The following is a 16,573-nucleotide window of genomic DNA, read 5'->3' on the forward strand; positions in this document are numbered from 1 at the left end:
TCATCCCCTTTTTTCTAATAAATCACTTACCATCTTTCGAAACTCATTATTAAAATCATCATCTATACTATTTTTCACATTTGAAAATAAAATAACAAATGTCCCTTTTTCTTTATTAAAATTATTAAAAGTGTTCCAACCAGATAGTACACCATGATTATGAAAATAATCCGGATATATGTAAAAACTAAATGCATATTTTCGTTCTGTTGAAGGTGAAAACATCACTTGTATACTTTGTTCAGAAAGAAGTTTCCCATTTATTATCGCTTCGTCTAACTTCTTCATGTCGCCAACTGTTGTATACATCTCACCGCATCCATATAACCAATCCATTAACAATTTTTGTGCAGGTTCAAGTACATTCTCTTTCTTTACATATCCTTTAGTAAAATGCTGATCTCCATGAGCCATATTTCCCATACCAGATTCATGCATTTCTGCTTTAGTAAATACATTTTCTTTTATGTAATCTCCTAAAGTTTTTTTTGATATGTTTTCTATAATGTAGGCAAGCACCATATAATTATAATCTGTATACCTCCAACCTGTGCCTGGTGGAAATTCTAATTTTTGGCTTCCAATCCAATTTACTAAGTTTATACGAGAAGCGGCATTCACTTTCCCTTTTCCGCTTTCTGGTAAACCTGATGTGTGTGTTAACAAATGATATAAAGTAATATTTTTATCTACTGGAAAAGAGGGAATATACTTATTTACATTATCTTGAATATTTAGCTTCCCTTGTTCCTGTAGCTGCAAAATAGATGTGGCCACAACTGTTTTCGTAATAGAACCGACACGATATTTCGTTTGAGGCGTATTCTCTATCTTATTTTGAACATCAGCATATCCATATCCTTTATTCAATATAACATGCTCTTTATCTGTTACTAAAACTGTTCCATTAAATTGCTTTCCTATTAAATATTGATCTAACTTTTGAGATATACTAGCATAATCAATTTGCTGTTCTTCTTTTTCTTCTATATTCTCTTGTACTTCTGATTCAATAGTAGGATTCACCTTAGTTGTTAATACAGTGCTTTCCTTTATATTGGGGTTATAGAGAAAATAGTATACTCCACCACAAACTACAACTGACAGCGAAGCCATCGTCATTATTTTTTTTATCATGTTGTTCCTCCATAATTCCTTCGTTCAAAATCCCCCCTACATTCTATTATCAAACAATAAAAAAAAATCGCAACAATTTGTTGCGAAAAATCACTTTTTTTCTTTTCTATATACACACACTTGATTTTTGCCATTCTTTTTCGCTTCATATAATGCAATGTCCGCTCGTTGCATTAATTCTTCTCTTGTAATTCCTTGTTCATATAATGCAACTCCAAAACTCGCTGTTAATTTTGAAATGCCTGAGAATTGCTTTGTTTCAATGAAAAATCGTAATGATTCCGCAACCTGAAATGCCTCTTTTTCTACTGTATTCGTTACTAATATAATAAATTCTTCTCCTCCCCACCTTGCAAATACATGTTGCTGCTCCACTTTAGATTTCATAAGCTCTGCAAGCTGAATTAACGCTAAATCACCAAAATCATGACCATACGTGTCATTTACTGTTTTAAAATTATCTATATCAAATAAAATAAGTGCTATGTTTTCATTATTACGCATTGCATTATCCCATTCTGCCTCTAGTATTTGTTGGAACTTCAAACGATTATAAATCTCTGTTAACGAATCTATCATAGCAAGCCTTTCTTGTTCTTGATAGATTGCATCTAATTCTGTAATCTCTGTACACTTCACAATAAATCTTGATAGATCTTCTGGCAGTGGTGTCGCTCGCAATAAAAAAGTTGACACTTCCCCTTCATAATTGGACATCTTAATTCTTCTATCATATGATAATGTATCATCTAACCATGTTATATCATGGGTTGTTGAATAGTATCCATTTTCTCTAATGAAATGTTCAGCAAATACTAAATGCTGCTCACGATAGGCAAACAAATTTTCATATCCAAAAAACTCTAAAAAATTTGTATTACAATCAACAATCTCATCATCTTCTACTATAAATAATAGATCATTTTGAAAATCAAACATCATTTGAAGTAGTTCTTGTTGCAAACTTACTTGCCGTACTAAAGAAAGCTGATACAAACTCTTATTCACTTCCTCTAACACCATTTGTGGAGTCACAGGGGCTATTACAATATTACGTATTCCTAACGTAAGCACTTCTGCAAACTCGCTTGTTATATGTTGATCCCAAATGACAATAAATGTACCCTGTGGATTATACATATTCTTTATATATTTTATTTGAGAAAAATCTGTTACATACATAATTACAATATGTGGTTTAGTCCTCTGAAACAATAATTCTCCTTCTTCGAAACTATTTGCTATAAACATACATTTTGGATGGATATTTTCTATCGTTTGTTGATGTGTGCATCCATTTTCTATATAAAGGACATTTAACTGAAGATCTTGTAATACATTTTGGAAAACCGTATTCTCTAATAAAAAATGTAGTATGTTCATCACTAGTCTTCACTCACTTCATATATCTTGTTCTACTGAATTCCTCACAAACATTTTATAAAAGATTGTTCTCTAAAAACTCTAATCAGTGAGGAATACATATTAACAAGCTAATTGAGAATGTTCTCTTCGCTTTTTCACTCTATAAATTCCTTTTTTAGTGTATGATTATAGAAATTGTATCGTTTGTATGAATGCCCTAGCTTTCTCATTAAAACTTGACAATTAAAATAAATATATTATATTCTTAAATTCGACAACTTACAAAATGTAAGTAGAATACATTACAAGTATTTTTTCATAATTTGATATGTAATTTGGAGGATATATAATGACAAACGATAACTTTTTTAACGTTCTATATGGACGCACATCTACACGTGCATTCAACCCAGAAAAAGAAATTTCATCTACAGAGTTACACGAGATTTTAAAGGGAGCTGCTCAAGCACCTTCTGCTTGGAACTTGCAGCACTGGAAATTCCTCGTATTCCAAGGTGAAGATGTACAGAAACGATTACATCCAATTGCTTATAACCAGCAACAAATACTTGATGCTTCTGCTGTAGTCGCTATTTTAGGTGATTTAGAAGCTTATAAAAACGTTGAACCAGTTTATAGTCCAATTGTAGAACAAGGATTTATGAAAGAAGAAGCAAAAGAGCGCTTAGCTAAAAATATTGAGTCTGCATATGCTCGTGAGCAATTCCCAAGAGATGCAGCCTTTTCAAATGCATCTTTAGCAGCAATGCAACTTATGCTTGCAGCTAAAGCAACTGGCTGGGATACTTGTGCTATTGGTGGTTTCAACCCACAAGCACTTACAGAAGAATTCAATGTTTCATCTCGTTATGTACCAATTATGCTTATTACAATTGGTGAATCAACTTTAAAAGGTCACCCTGCACCACGAATGAGCGTAGAGCAAGTAAGTGAATGGGCAAAATAATAAAAAACGAAGGTAATTTCATTACCTTCGTTTTTTTATGTTCTGTCACACATCCGTAATATTACAATGTATTATTCGACATCTACATATAAAAAACAGTAAATTTCATACTATTTCCATAAAAACAAATGGCGTTTTGTGTCGAATTTTGTTAAATCCCCAAAATATAACCGTGTATTTTTGTTACAATTGTGATACAATGATAACAAATAGATAACAAGAGAGGGATTTTCATTGAGTTCATACGGAAGCTTTATTGCACTTTTATGTTACATAGTAACTGTACTGATTCTATATTTTATTGGAGATGCTGCAAACATTTCAGTTTTACAATTTCCAAAAGAAGAAGCATTCCAATTAGAAGCAGAAAAACATACTGCACGATCCATTGTACCACTACTCTTAGCTCTTCCTGTATATATCATCGTTTTATATAAAAGCAAAAAAGTGTAAAGGCTACCTATTTCATTCATTTCGGTGGTCTTTACATTTTTTTGTGATATCTATCCTATTTTAAACATCATCCCGTAATAAACATTCAACTAGTCTTTTAAAATGAGAAAATCCCCTAGAAAAAATTCCACTCTCTGTCCAGTCACTCACTACCGAACTTACATAGATTATAAGTGTGAAGGGGGTGATGAGGATTATGTTTGGATCATTTGGATGCTGTGATAACTTTAGAGACTGTCATCATCATGAAAGAGAGTGCAGACATCATGAGAAAGAAAAAGAGAAAGAAGTAGTTAGACCACAACAACCAGCTGTATGTAACGTACTTGCTAGCATTTCAGTTGGAACAGAGCTTTCTCTTTTAAGCATTAGAGGTAACGGTACTTTCAACAATGTAATTTTTGAAGGTTTCGCTAACGGTGTTGCTCTTTTCTCTGCTTTAGCTCGTAATGACAAAGATAACAAAGATAACAATAAAGACGATAAGAACAATCAAAACCGTAATACTTTTACTGGTATTTTACGTGTATGCCCAACTGATATCGTTGCTATCGCTATCTAATTCTGTTCCTTATCCTCTATAGTAAGAAAATAAGATTTACTTTTCTCATAGAAAAAACCTGAGACCGATTTCAAATCGACTCAGGTTTTTTTATTGATTATATGCTTTTTACTAGTTCAACAACTTCTTCAGCAGTTGACATCATTAATGCTTTTTCTGCTAATGTTTCCATTTCTGCTTTTGACAACTTGCTTAGTTGTGTTCTTGCAGGAAGAATAGATGTTGCACTCATACTGAACTCATCTAAACCTAATCCTAATAATAATGGGATAGCAAGTGAATCTCCCGCCATCTCACCACACATACCAGCCCATTTGCCTTCTTTATGAGCAGCATCGATAACCATTTTTACAAGACGTAAAATAGATGGGTTATATGGTTGGTATAAGTAAGATACTTGTTCGTTCATACGGTCTGCAGCCATTGTGTATTGGATTAAATCATTTGTTCCGATAGAGAAGAAATCAACTTCTTTTGCGAATTGATCTGCTAATACTGCTGAAGCTGGGATTTCAACCATCATACCAACTTCAATAGAATCAGAAACAGTTGTACCCGCTTCTACAAGTTTCGCTTTCTCTTCTAATAAGATCGCTTTCGCTTGGCGGAACTCATCAAGAGTTGCAATCATTGGGAACATAATTTTTAAGTTACCGTATACGCTAGCACGAAGTAATGCACGAAGTTGTGTACGGAACACATCTTGCTCATCAAGACATAAGCGAATTGCACGGTATCCTAAGAATGGGTTCATTTCTTTTGGTAAATGTAAGTATGGAAGCTCTTTATCTCCACCGATGTCAAGTGTACGAACAACAACAGGTTGACCTTCTTTTACACCTTCAAGAACTGCTTTATACGCTTCGAACTGCTCTTCTTCTGTTGGAAGATTGTCACGGCCCATGTATAAGAATTCTGTACGGTATAAACCAACGCCTTCTCCGCCATTATCGATAATACCTTGTACATCATTTGGTGTTCCGATATTTGCAACAAGCTCAACGTGATGTCCATCACTTGTTACAGTAGCTTGGTCTTTTAATTTTGCCCATTCAGTTTTTTGCTCTTCAAATTTCGCTTTCTTTTCTTCAAACGAGCGAAGAGTTTCTTCTGATGGATTAACAATTACTTCTCCATCTAAACCATCGATGATTACGATATCGCCGTTTTGGATTTTCTCCATAACAACTTTTGTACCAACAACAGCTGGAATTTCCATAGAACGAGCCATAATTGCAGAGTGAGATGTACGTCCGCCGATATCAGTAGTAAAACCTTTTGCATACTTACGGTTTAACTGAGCTGTATCAGATGGTGTTAAATCTTCAGCAATAATGATTACTTCTTCAGAAATTGTACCTGGATTTGAGAAGTTAATGCCTAGTAAATGTGCAAGAACACGTTTTGTTACGTCACGAATGTCCGCAGCACGTTCTTTCATATATTCGTTATCCATGTTTTCAAACATAGAAATAAACATTGATGCAACTTCATCCATTGCAAATTCAGCATTTACTTTTTCGCTATTTACTTTATCTTTTACTGGGTTTACTAGTTCTGGATCATTTAACACTAATAAATGTGCTTCAAAGATCGCAGCTTTGTCAGCACCTAGCTCAGCAAAAGCGTGGTCCTTAATAGCTTCTAACTCAGTTTTTGCTTTCTCAAGCGCAGCTTCTAAGCGTGCAATTTCTGCAGCTTCGTTTGTAATTGATTTCTTTTCGATGTTAAATTCAGGATTTTCAAGTCTGAAAGCCTTTGCAATAGCAATCCCACTTGATGCAGCGATCCCTTGAATGTTAAGAGTCATTATTCTCCTAATCCTTCGTTTTTCATAGTTTCTTCGATAGCTGCTAGTGCTTGAGCTGCATCATCACCATTTGCAGTGATTTTAATTTCCGCGCCTTGTTGAATACCTAAAGACATAACGCCCATGATTGATTTTAAGTTAACGTTTTTTCCGTTATACTCTAAGTTAATGTCAGAACCAAATTTGCTTGCAGTGTTTACAAGTAGAGTTGCTGGACGAGCATGAATTCCTGAGTCGCTAGTTACTTTAAAGATTTTTTCCATGATAATTTATCTCCTTTAAATTACAGTATTTTTTAGTTGTATAGACGTGAGTACTACATCATCTATTGTATATAATAGGCGATGTTCGGTCAACCACATCGCCTATTATAATTATAAACATTTTGCGTCAAATTCCTACTGAATGTCAATAATAGCGTTTTCGCCCTTCTTAACATTTCCATCTTTTTTCAATTCGACTTGTTGCCCTTGTTGTAAATTCGTAAATACAATCGGTGTAATGATAGATGGTGCATTTTCTTTTACAAATGCAAGATCTACTTTTAATAATGGTTGTCCTTGTTTCACTTTGTCGCCTTGTGCTACAAGTGCTTCAAAACCTTCACCATTTAATTTTACAGTATCAATACCGAAGTGGATTAAAATTTCTTTTCCACCTTCAGATTGAATACCAATCGCATGCTTTGTAGGGAATACGTTGACGATTTCACCATTAACTGGAGAAACTACTGTTCCTTCTGTTGGCTCGATTGCAAATCCGTCTCCCATCATTTTCCCTGAGAATACTTGATCAGGTACTTCTGTAATCGGTAAGATTTTCCCTTCAATTGGTGAAACGATTGTTTCGTTTGCATCAACTTGTTTAGGAGTTTCTTCTACCTTTACAGGCTCTTCTTTTTCAACATGAGGTGTACGACCTGACATAATATCATGAATTTGTGATTTTAATGTGTCAGATTTCGGTCCAAAAATAGCTTGAATGTTATTTCCAACTTCAAGTACACCAGCTGCTCCAAGCTCTTTTAAGCGATCTTTGTTTACATTCTTTTGTTCGTTAACTTGAACACGTAAACGAGTAATACAAGCATCTAAAGAAGCAATGTTTTCTTTACCACCAAGTGCCACTAATACTTCACGAGGAAGTTCTCCTGCTTCTGCTTTACCTGCACCGTCATTAGCATTTGCTACTTCACGACCAGGTGTTTTTAAATCCCATTTACGGATTGCAAAGCGGAATCCGAAGTAGTAAATAACTGCTAGTACAAGACCAACAATAATTACCCACCACCATGCTGTACGGCCTGGTAGTACACCGAATAACATAAAGTCAATTAAACCACCAGAGAATGTCATACCAATTTTAACACCTAAAATTTGCATTGTCATAAATGATAGACCAGCGAATACGGCATGAATTCCGAATAGTACTGGTGCTACGAATAAGAATGAAAATTCAAGTGGTTCTGTAATACCTGTTAAGAAAGATGTTAATGCAGCAGAACCTAAAATACCAGCTGCTAATTTTTTATTTTCTGGACGTGCTTCATGGTACATTGCTAAAGCTGCTGCTGGAAGACCGAACATCATGAACGGATACTTACCAGTTGTAAATGTACCTGCTGTTAATTCTACACCGTCTTTTAACTGTGCCATAAAGATTTTTTGGTCACCACGGATTAATTCGCCAGCTGCATTTGTATACTGACCGAATTCGAACCAGAACGGTGAATAGAAAATGTGATGTAATCCAAATGGAATTAATGAACGTTCAATTAAACCGAATATGAATGCTGCTAATGTTCTATTTGCATCAATCATTTGATGTGAGAACGTATTTAAGCCACCTTGAATGTATGGCCAAACGAAGCACATGATAATACCTACTACTAAAGAGAATGTTGCAGTTGCGATTGGTACGAAACGCTTACCTGCGAAGAAACCTAAGTATGATGGTAATTCAATGTTGAAGTATTTATTATAGCAATATGCCGCTACTATACCGACGATAATACCACCAAATACTCCTGTTTGTAGCGTTGGAATTCCTAATACGTTTGCATATGCTGGATCCGTAAATCCAATTTTTACTGGATCTGCTCCAGAACTTGTTACTTTCACTAGCTTATCTACTTCTAAGAACACACTCATCGTTTTGTTCATAATTAAGTAACCGACGAATGCTGCTAAACCAGCTACTCCATCTCCACCAGCTAAACCAATTGCTACCCCAACTGCGAATAATAATGCAAGGTTAGCGAAAATAATATCACCAGATTGTTCCATAATTTTTGCTACCATTACGAACCAATCTGCTTTTAATGCAGGAATAACATTTGTTAACTGTGGATTTTGAAATGCATTACCAAATCCAAGTAAAATACCTGCTGCCGGTAAAATCGCAACTGGAAGCATTAACGCTTTTCCGACTTTTTGAAGAACACCAAAGATCTTCTTAAACATGGAAACCCTTCCTCTCTTATCTATATTGATACCTTCCGACAAACGCCAAAAAGACATGAGGAAAAAAAGATAGAACGATAGCTATACAAAGGGTAGTATATCCCTTTCTCTAGCTTACATTCCTTACTTTTCTCCACTCATGCCTGATCGAATCAGTAACACGTGTCAAAAATAGGTTTACGTATAAGTTCACTATAATTAAGGCAAACGTTTTCTTTATTTCCCTTAATGTGTTTGTCGAAATTTGTATAACTTTGCAATAGTTATTATACATAACTATTGTAAGCGATTCAATGATTTTTTTTAACGTTTTCATTTTAGACAAAAATATATGACTTTTTACACATGTTCTGCTTTCACTAAGCGCTGCAGGTGCATCGTTAAATATATGCTCTCTGCCTCATACACAGGAAGTTGTAATTCTTTTTGCATGACCTTAACTAGCTTCCAAGCTAAATTATAGCAGACAGGATATTCCGCCTTTAATAACTCAGCAAAACTTTGTGATTCCTCTACTTTCTCCCCTTTTTTCACCCGTTCAATAGCATATTGTAAATGACGGATAAGGCGTAAATAGTGGATACTTTCTTGGTCTAATGTAATTTGTAAGTTCGTCTCAATTAAAGATACAAGCTGTGCAATGAGACGGGAGTTTTGATTAACTGAAGATAGATCTGAATTTGTAAGTGAACTGTAAATATGGAGTGCAATAAAACCAACTTCTCCCTCTGGCAATGTAATTTGCAAACGAGAATTTAAAAGGTCTACAACACCTTCAGCAATTTCATATTCTTCTGGATAGAGCATTTTCGTTTCAACTAAAAAAGGATTATCAATTGTAAGTCCTTGTTTTAATCGCTTAATTGCAAAAGAAATATGATCTGTTAAAGCGATATGAATATGTTCATTCAATGGTGATTTTGCTTTTTCTTGAATATAGAACATAATATCATTCATTAATTCAATTAATTTTTCACTCACATGCGGTACTAACAGTTTGTATTGTTCACGATCACGTTCATTTTTTAAAACAAACATTTTTTCAATTTGTTCTTGCTCCAATACATCTTTCGCTTTCTTTCCAAAACCAATCCCTTTACCAATCACTACTACTTCCTCGTGTTCAGGATGGCTAGCAATGATGACATTATTATTTAAAACTTTTTTAATTTCTAGATAATTACTCATATTACACCACCCTCGTACTTAAATAGCCTGCTTTTATGTTACAGAACATTCTTATTTGTCGTCAATGTAAAACATCTACCATTTCATAAAAATTCATTTTTTAGACATGTTTATATATGATGCGTATAATGTAAGAGCAACTGTACATAGAAAGGAGATAACAATATGATTAAAATGTTTGTAAGTGATATCGATGGTACAATGATGCAACACGGAGGTCTCATTGATGAGCAGGATGTTGCGGCACTGCGCAGTCTTGCTGAGCAAAATGTTATTCTTTGTTTCGCCTCTGGACGACTTGATAATGAAATCGCAGACTTAATGAAAGCTGTAAATACAAATTTCCATCGTATTAGTGTTAATGGTGTTTTCGTATATACAGATGAAAATAAGCAACTCTTATCTGCAACTTTTGATTCCAGCATTCTTCCTGAGTTGTTAGACATGACGAATGAAGATCCTTATTTCCGTTATGTTAGTGATGAACATAATTACTATATTGAAGAGAAGACACCGTTTATTCATGAACTTGAGCAACAAGTAACGATGACTTCTGTTGAAGAACCAAATTTATTACAGAAAATAGATGATACAATTTTTCCAAATAAAATTTCTGTCGGTGGAACAAAGGAGAGTTTGCAACTCCTTCAGAAAAAAATTGATGAAAAATTCCACGGAAAAGTTAGTACTTTCATTTCAGCAGAACAATGTTTAGATGTAATGCCACCGAATATTAGTAAAGGCTCTGCCATTTCTGTTTTATTAGATGAGTTTCAAATAAAACCTGAGGAAATTGCTTGTATAGGGGATTCTTACAATGATATTCCTATGTTTTCTTTAACTCCTCACAGTTTTGCTATGTCGCAAGCAGATGATGCAGTAAAAAAACACGCTCACTATGTAGTAAATCACGTCAAAGATGCTGTTAACCACGTAATTGCTTATAATAAAAATACGACTCATTCCTTATAAGGATGAGTCGTATTTTTATTTCTTTACATGTTAATCATTTTCAATTCCACTGTACTTCACAAACTGAAATATACTATTTGTTACGTGCGATATTCGTAATAAATTTATAACGATCTCCACGATAAATACATTTCACGTACTCTAGCGGTATCTCACCTTCTGAATATGACCATTGACGCATTACAAGTACAGGCGCCTTTTTAGGAATATGCAGATGTTCAGCTTCATTTTCCGTCGCAACGGAAGCTTCAATTGACTGAGTAGCGCTAACAAGTTTAAAGCCCAGTTTTTTCTCTAAATGTTCATATAAAGATTGTTGCAATATCTCTTCGTTAATATCTTTTACAAGAGCTGGCGACAAATATGTCGTCTCAAAAGCAATCGGTTCATCATCAGCTAAGCGAATACGCCTCACTTCATAAACCGATTCCCCCTCCTGTATTCTCAACCGGTCTGCTATTTTAGCAGTAGCTGGAACTAGGCGGAAACTAAGTAATTGACTACTTGGGTTCATCCCACGAGAAATCATGTCTTCTGTGAATCCCGTCATACCTTGCAATTTTTGTTCCACTTTCGGAAGTTGGACAAATGTTCCAATTCCACGCTTCCGATATAAATAGCCTTGTTCCACTAAATTATTAATCGCCTGTCTGATTGTCATACGACTCACTTCGAACTTATCACAAAGTTCATTCTCAGATGGGATTTTATCTCCCGGCTTCCATTCGCCGTCCTCAATTAGCTGTTTCACCCACTCTTGAATCTGATAATAGATCGGAAATGGTGAATACTTGTCGATGTTCATCAGCAATCGCCTCACTGCATAAAGATAGAGCTTCTTGATCAGCGATTACGGTTACATTCGGATGACGTTGTAAAACTGTAGCCGGACACTCTTCACTATATTCACCTTGCAATAATTCTTTAACAGCTTCTGCCTTTTTAGAACCCATAGCAACAAGTAGAACTTGTTTCGCTTTCATAATGCTTCCAATTCCCATTGTAATTGCATGAGTTGGCACATCTTCTTCTTTTTCGAAGAAGCGAAGGTTTGCTTGGCGTGTAGATTCTGTTAATTCAACAATGTTTGTTGGAGAATTAAACGGTGTTCCTGGCTCATTAAATCCGATGTGACCGTTTTCACCGATTCCAAGAATCTGTAGGTCAACTGGGTTAGCAGCTAGAATGCCCTCGTAACGTTTGCACTCTTCCTCTAAATCACTTGCCATCCCGTTTGGTACATAAGTTTGTTTAAATGGAAGATGATCAAACAACTGTTCTTGCATGAAATAGTGATAGCTGTTTTTATCTTCATGTGGTAAATTTACGTACTCATCTAAGTTTACAGTGGTTACACGGCTTGTATCAAGTTTATTTTTTCGCATTTCTGCATAAATACCTAATGGAGAGCTTCCTGTAGCCATTCCTAATGTTGGATTTTCTTTTGTTTTTACAACTTCTTCAATTAATTTATAACCTGCTTCTGCTAATTCTTCTGGAGTTTTTACAACAAGAATATTCATTTAATTACTTCCCTTCCTTCATATGAATTCCTAAACGAACCGTATCATATACATGTAAATCTTCATTCATCACAACAAAGTCTGCATCTTTTCCTACCGCTAATGCACCTTTATTATTTAATCCAAACTCTTCTGCTTGGTTCACTGATGTCATTAATACTGCATCTTCGATTGAACAACCTGTAAATTCAATTACATTTCGGAAAGCTTGATCCATTTTTAGAATACTACCAGCTAATGTTCCATCTTCTAATCGAGCACTACCATCTTTTACATGTACTGGCTGTCCGCCAAGCTCATATAATCCATCTTCAAGACCTTTTGCACGCATTGCGTCAGTAATAACACTTACTTTTTTCGGTCCTTTTAATTTATATGCTAATTTCACCATATCGGGGTGAATATGAATACCATCTGTAATTACTTCAACCATTACATCTGGATTTAATAACACATGACCCACAACTCCTGGTTCACGGTGATGTAATCCACGCATTTGATTGTATAAATGCGTTGCATGTGTAATGTTTCTATTTTTTAGTTGCGCATCAATTGCATCGGTATGTCCCATTGTGCCAACAACACCAGTTTCAGCAAGATACTGCTCAAACTCTAACGCACCTTCTTCTTCAGGTGCATATGTTACTAATTTAATTAAATTCCCGCTTGCTTCCTGCCATTGTTTAAATTGTTCAATATTCGCAGGTACAATATGTTCAAGTGGTTGTGCACCTGCACGTTTTTTTGAAACATACGGTCCTTCTAAGTGAATGTATTCGAAATGTGCTCCTTTTTCTTTTGCTTCCTTCGCAGCATGTAGTGCTGCTTCGATTGCTTCTGGAGCTTGTGTCATTGTTGTTGGGAAGTAAGTTGTAACTCCTTCTTTTAACATTTCTTTACCTAGAGTTACTAACCCATCGCTATTTGCATCCATCGCATCAATATCGTATCCACCATGAATATGAACATCAATCATACCTGGAATCACAATTTTCCCTGCCGCATCTAAAACCGCTTCATTTTCTTGTGATACATATTGAGCCATCAAACCAATTTCTTTAATTGTTTCTGCGTAACGAATGAATCCGTTTTCCACTACTTCTTGACCTGTATAAATTTTGGCATTGATGACAACTTGCGTTTTCATTTTCATCGATCCTTTCCCATGAAATACCTACTTGTTATTATTACCTTATTCGCCTAATTCCATCTTAATATATGCACGAGTAGTTGTCTATACATTCGAATGAAATTTCCTCTTTGTTTAACAAAAAGGAAGCTTAGTACGTCTCTCGCAATTATAATATATGTTATTCATTTTTTCCAAAAAGGAACAATATCATCTATCGTATGAATCACTTCAGTAATGGCATTAATCCGCTAGACCCTATTGTAATATGTTCGCCATCTGTTTCCATTTCTACTGTACGTCTATTTGTTCCATACATCATTATACCATGTCGTTTTAATCGCCTCACTACACTTTGATGCGGATGTCCATACGGATTTCTGCTCCCATATGAAAGAATCGCGAACTGTGGTTCTACCTTCTTTATAAACCTTTCACTTGTTGAAGTATATGAGCCATGATGTCCCACCTTTAACACATCTGCATGTACATCAAATTGCTTTAATATTTCAGTTTCCGTCCGCACATCAGCATCACCCATTAGTAAAAAATCTGCCTTACCATATCGAATCTTTAATACAATTGAAGATTCATTATTTTCATCTTTGGACTTCCCGTTGTTTAATACTTGTATGGAAACATGCGGATCTAGCGGTATGTGTTGGCCCTCTTTTACTGAAATGAAAGGGATTCCCCTTTTCTTTATATTGGTTCGATACGTATGATAAGTAAGAGAACTATATGTTTTTCCACTATCTAATATAAGTGATACCGGCATTTGCTCTACAATCGGAATGAGCCCTCCAATGTGATCCATATCAGGATGAGTACTGACGATAGCATCTAAATGATTAATTCCTTTTTCAATTAGTTTTTGGATGATAACCTCACCAGCTTCATAAGGTCCTCCATCAATTAACATCGTTTGTCCATTTGGCAATGTAATAAGTGTTGCATCACCTTGTCCAACTTTTAAGAAACTCACTTTCATTTTACCAAAATGTTGCCGCTGCATATGTAAAGGAGACGCGGTATGAATAGACATCATATACCTTTTGGCCGATGCACTATTTAAAGAAAAGCATAACAAAACAGAAACTAATAATAAAATACTTCGCATACTTCTCATAACTCGTCTCCTTTTTTCAATTAGTATGGCACGGTATATAATTGATATACAAAAAAAGCTTAGCAAAATGCTAAGCTTTTATTTCGATATCTCTTGTAAAGAACCGAAGAATAAATCTGCTTCATTCATTTGTTCGTTCTCTTCAGAAAGCGGAGGTAAATCATCTAATGTTTTCAATCCAAACGTGTCCAAAAATTCTTTCGTTGTTCCATATAAAATAGGACGCCCTGGCCCTTCCGCTCTTCCCATTTCTTTTATAAGTAAGTGTGAAACTAACGTTTGTAACGCTTTATCGGTTTTCACTCCTCTAATCTCTTCCATTTCAGTTCTCGTGATTGGTTGACGATATGCAACAATCGCTAACGTTTCTAGAGCAGCCTGAGAGAGTGAAGCAGCTGTTGGGATATCTATTAGTTTTTGATAGTACGACGCATGTTCTTTCTTTGTAGCAAAACGATATACTTTTGCATACTGTACAATTTGCAAACCGCGGTGTGCACCTTCACATTCTTTTTGCATTTCTTCTAAAATATCGATTACTTCATTTCCTTCAATTTCAAGGACTTTCGCTATTTGTTCTGGGTAAATTCCTTCATCACCAGAAACAAATAAAAGCCCTTCAATGATCGATTTCTGTTCTGTTCTATCCATTTTACGAGCTCCTTCCTCCTATTTTCTCCATAAAAATACACATCAAAAAACCGAATCACAATTAATGCGTTCGGTTCAATATTTTTTCTCTTGTTCCAAACGATACATTCAAACCTAGCATGAGGTATAATATTTCTATCTCATTTTCCATACTAACTCTATGCAGATTTAGTAGAGCTTGATACGAAAATTTCATCAAAATTATGTTCTTGTTCGATTATGATTTGTTGATTTTTCATAAGCTCAAGTACCGCTAAGAATGTTACAACCATTATTTCTCGTTCATCATCAACAAACAAATCATAAAAACTTTGACGACCACCTTGTATTTCTAACTGCTTTAAAATATCAGTCATGCGCTGTTCAATCGGTATTTCTTGACGAGTGATACGTGTTGTTACAGGTGTCTTTGCTTTTTTACGGCGCATTAATTTTTGAAATGCCGCTAGCATATCATATAACGTAACATCAAGAGGCAAGCTTGTCTCCTCTTCTTGTTGCAATGATGTAAAATCAATTGGCGGACGTGTATATAGCTGTGCTCTTTCTTGTTCTCTTTCTTTTAGCTCAGTAGCAACTTGCTTATATTTCTTATATTCAATTAACCTCTCCATCAATTCTTGACGAGGATCATCTATAAAGTCATCACCGTTATCAAGTACATCTTCCTCATGTTTGGGCAACAACATTTTACTTTTAATTTGTAATAACGTTGCAGCCATTACTAAATACTCACTTGCAATATCTAATTGTAGTTCTTTCATCGTATGAACATAAGATAAATATTGCTCTGTAATTTCCGCTACAGGAATATTATATATGTCAATTTCATAACGATGTATTAAATGTAACAATAAATCTAAAGGCCCTTCAAAAGCCTCTACTTTAAAATTATACTGCACAAAGCATCCCACCACATTTTTTCTATAACAACATAAGTATAGAGCATACTCATGTTCTATCCAACCTTTTTAAGAAATTTAATTAAAAATAGACCGATGCCTATGCCATCATGCCCACCACTTCATATGATAACAGTGTAGTAAGAACAATGTAGGAGGTCAAAAAACTATGGGTCACGTTGATTGCGGTTTTAGCGGTGGGTTCGCATTACTTGTTGTATTGTTTATTTTACTAATTATTGTAGGGGCAGCTTGCTTCTGCTAATATGAACAATAACGGCTAGGGAAAATTCCCTAGTCGTTTATTGTTCATATTTCTATGA

General features: G+C 35.1%; 17 protein-coding genes. 5 read left to right on the forward strand and 12 right to left on the reverse strand.

Going from position 1 to position 16,573, the window contains the following annotated elements:
• Together DN390_RS10770 and DN390_RS10775 are read right to left on the reverse strand one after the other, a co-directional pair.
• The gene (locus DN390_RS10770) at positions 1-1,137 is read right to left on the reverse strand and encodes a serine hydrolase (protein WP_147807319.1); all 1,137 of its coding nucleotides are present in this window, start codon (positions 1,135-1,137) and stop codon (positions 1-3) included.
• Between the two features lie 90 nt (positions 1,138-1,227).
• Positions 1,228-2,520 carry a GGDEF domain-containing protein gene (locus DN390_RS10775; RefSeq protein ID WP_147807320.1) on the reverse strand — a complete coding sequence of 431 codons (1,293 nt, stop codon included), beginning with the start codon at positions 2,518-2,520 and terminating at the stop codon, positions 1,228-1,230.
• A gap of 331 nt (positions 2,521-2,851) precedes the next feature.
• Here DN390_RS10775 and DN390_RS10780 point away from each other — a divergent pair, with 331 nt between their 5' ends.
• From DN390_RS10780 to DN390_RS10790, 3 genes are all read left to right on the forward strand, one after another.
• On the forward strand, positions 2,852-3,469 hold the full coding sequence (locus DN390_RS10780; protein WP_147807321.1) for a nitroreductase family protein: 618 nt from the start codon (positions 2,852-2,854) through the stop codon (positions 3,467-3,469).
• Positions 3,470-3,703: 234 nt separating this feature from the next.
• The gene (locus DN390_RS10785; protein WP_147807322.1) at positions 3,704-3,922 is read left to right on the forward strand and encodes a hypothetical protein; all 219 of its coding nucleotides are present in this window, start codon (positions 3,704-3,706) and stop codon (positions 3,920-3,922) included.
• Positions 3,923-4,118: 196 nt separating this feature from the next.
• The gene (locus tag DN390_RS10790; RefSeq protein ID WP_000468010.1) at positions 4,119-4,484 is read left to right on the forward strand and encodes a DUF3915 domain-containing protein; all 366 of its coding nucleotides are present in this window, start codon (positions 4,119-4,121) and stop codon (positions 4,482-4,484) included.
• A 97-nt stretch (positions 4,485-4,581) separates the two neighbouring features.
• On the opposite strand, the gene ptsP is transcribed toward DN390_RS10790, so the two are convergent.
• The 4 genes from ptsP to glcT form a co-directional block, all read right to left on the reverse strand.
• Complete coding sequence (gene ptsP / locus DN390_RS10795) at positions 4,582-6,294, reverse strand: phosphoenolpyruvate--protein phosphotransferase (RefSeq protein ID WP_060632134.1); 1,713 nt, start codon at positions 6,292-6,294, stop codon at positions 4,582-4,584.
• Complete coding sequence (ptsH, locus tag DN390_RS10800; protein WP_000411079.1) at positions 6,294-6,557, reverse strand: phosphocarrier protein HPr; 264 nt, start codon at positions 6,555-6,557, stop codon at positions 6,294-6,296. The genes ptsP and ptsH overlap by 1 nt, the downstream gene beginning before the upstream one ends.
• A 135-nt stretch (positions 6,558-6,692) precedes the next feature.
• On the reverse strand, positions 6,693-8,756 hold the full coding sequence (gene ptsG / locus DN390_RS10805) for a PTS glucose transporter subunit IIABC (protein ID WP_147807323.1): 2,064 nt from the start codon (positions 8,754-8,756) through the stop codon (positions 6,693-6,695).
• A gap of 339 nt (positions 8,757-9,095) precedes the next feature.
• Positions 9,096-9,944 (reverse strand): glucose PTS transporter transcription antiterminator GlcT, encoded by an 849-nt coding sequence (glcT, locus tag DN390_RS10810; protein ID WP_060632136.1) that lies wholly within the window; start codon positions 9,942-9,944, stop codon positions 9,096-9,098.
• Between the two features lie 165 nt (positions 9,945-10,109).
• Between glcT and DN390_RS10815 the strand changes: the two genes are divergently transcribed.
• Entirely contained in the window at positions 10,110-10,916 is an 807-nt protein-coding gene (locus DN390_RS10815; protein WP_060632137.1) for a Cof-type HAD-IIB family hydrolase, read from the forward strand.
• Positions 10,917-10,989: 73 nt separating this feature from the next.
• On the opposite strand, the gene DN390_RS10820 is transcribed toward DN390_RS10815, so the two are convergent.
• The 6 genes from DN390_RS10820 to scpA all read right to left on the reverse strand — a co-directional run bounded on the left by DN390_RS10820 (position 10,990) and on the right by scpA (position 16,250).
• Complete coding sequence (locus DN390_RS10820) at positions 10,990-11,721, reverse strand: GntR family transcriptional regulator (protein ID WP_014894892.1); 732 nt, start codon at positions 11,719-11,721, stop codon at positions 10,990-10,992.
• The gene (nagB, locus tag DN390_RS10825; protein ID WP_060632138.1) at positions 11,651-12,439 is read right to left on the reverse strand and encodes a glucosamine-6-phosphate deaminase; all 789 of its coding nucleotides are present in this window, start codon (positions 12,437-12,439) and stop codon (positions 11,651-11,653) included. The genes DN390_RS10820 and nagB overlap by 71 nt, the downstream gene beginning before the upstream one ends.
• A 4-nt stretch (positions 12,440-12,443) precedes the next feature.
• Positions 12,444-13,586, reverse strand: coding sequence for an N-acetylglucosamine-6-phosphate deacetylase (gene nagA, locus DN390_RS10830; RefSeq protein WP_016086448.1), 1,143 nt, complete (start codon positions 13,584-13,586; stop codon positions 12,444-12,446).
• Positions 13,587-13,794: 208 nt separating this feature from the next.
• Complete coding sequence (locus DN390_RS10835; protein ID WP_060632139.1) at positions 13,795-14,697, reverse strand: ComEC/Rec2 family competence protein; 903 nt, start codon at positions 14,695-14,697, stop codon at positions 13,795-13,797.
• A gap of 78 nt (positions 14,698-14,775) precedes the next feature.
• Entirely contained in the window at positions 14,776-15,348 is a 573-nt protein-coding gene (gene scpB, locus DN390_RS10840; RefSeq protein WP_000376224.1) for a segregation/condensation protein ScpB, read from the reverse strand.
• 158 nt (positions 15,349-15,506) lie between these two features.
• Positions 15,507-16,250 carry a segregation/condensation protein A gene (gene scpA, locus DN390_RS10850; protein ID WP_147807324.1) on the reverse strand — a complete coding sequence of 248 codons (744 nt, stop codon included), beginning with the start codon at positions 16,248-16,250 and terminating at the stop codon, positions 15,507-15,509.
• A 169-nt stretch (positions 16,251-16,419) separates the two neighbouring features.
• On the opposite strand from scpA, the gene DN390_RS10855 reads away from it, so the two are divergent.
• A complete protein-coding gene (locus DN390_RS10855; RefSeq protein ID WP_000510194.1) occupies positions 16,420-16,515 on the forward strand; it encodes a YjcZ family sporulation protein in 96 nt (31 codons plus the stop codon).
• Positions 16,516-16,573 lie beyond the last annotated feature (58 nt).

Source organism: Bacillus sp. SH7-1, from assembly GCF_008042405.1.
GTDB classification, from domain to species: domain Bacteria; phylum Bacillota; class Bacilli; order Bacillales; family Bacillaceae_G; genus Bacillus_A; species Bacillus_A thuringiensis_N.

Coding starts and splice junctions, on each gene's coding strand:
- DN390_RS10770 (WP_147807319.1), bottom strand. CDS start 1,137: ATGATAAAAAAAATAATGACGATGGCTTCGCTGTCAGTTGTAGTTTGT.
- DN390_RS10775 (WP_147807320.1), bottom strand. CDS start 2,520: ATGAACATACTACATTTTTTATTAGAGAATACGGTTTTCCAAAATGTA.
- DN390_RS10780 (WP_147807321.1), top strand. CDS start 2,852: ATGACAAACGATAACTTTTTTAACGTTCTATATGGACGCACATCTACA.
- DN390_RS10790 (WP_000468010.1), top strand. CDS start 4,119: ATGTTTGGATCATTTGGATGCTGTGATAACTTTAGAGACTGTCATCAT.
- ptsP (WP_060632134.1), bottom strand. CDS start 6,294: ATGACTCTTAACATTCAAGGGATCGCTGCATCAAGTGGGATTGCTATT.
- ptsH (WP_000411079.1), bottom strand. CDS start 6,557: ATGGAAAAAATCTTTAAAGTAACTAGCGACTCAGGAATTCATGCTCGT.
- ptsG (WP_147807323.1), bottom strand. CDS start 8,756: ATGTTTAAGAAGATCTTTGGTGTTCTTCAAAAAGTCGGAAAAGCGTTA.
- glcT (WP_060632136.1), bottom strand. CDS start 9,944: ATGAGTAATTATCTAGAAATTAAAAAAGTTTTAAATAATAATGTCATC.
- DN390_RS10815 (WP_060632137.1), top strand. CDS start 10,110: ATGATTAAAATGTTTGTAAGTGATATCGATGGTACAATGATGCAACAC.
- DN390_RS10820 (WP_014894892.1), bottom strand. CDS start 11,721: ATGAACATCGACAAGTATTCACCATTTCCGATCTATTATCAGATTCAA.
- nagB (WP_060632138.1), bottom strand. CDS start 12,439: ATGAATATTCTTGTTGTAAAAACTCCAGAAGAATTAGCAGAAGCAGGT.
- nagA (WP_016086448.1), bottom strand. CDS start 13,586: ATGAAAACGCAAGTTGTCATCAATGCCAAAATTTATACAGGTCAAGAA.
- DN390_RS10835 (WP_060632139.1), bottom strand. CDS start 14,697: ATGAGAAGTATGCGAAGTATTTTATTATTAGTTTCTGTTTTGTTATGC.
- scpB (WP_000376224.1), bottom strand. CDS start 15,348: ATGGATAGAACAGAACAGAAATCGATCATTGAAGGGCTTTTATTTGTT.
- DN390_RS10855 (WP_000510194.1), top strand. CDS start 16,420: ATGGGTCACGTTGATTGCGGTTTTAGCGGTGGGTTCGCATTACTTGTT.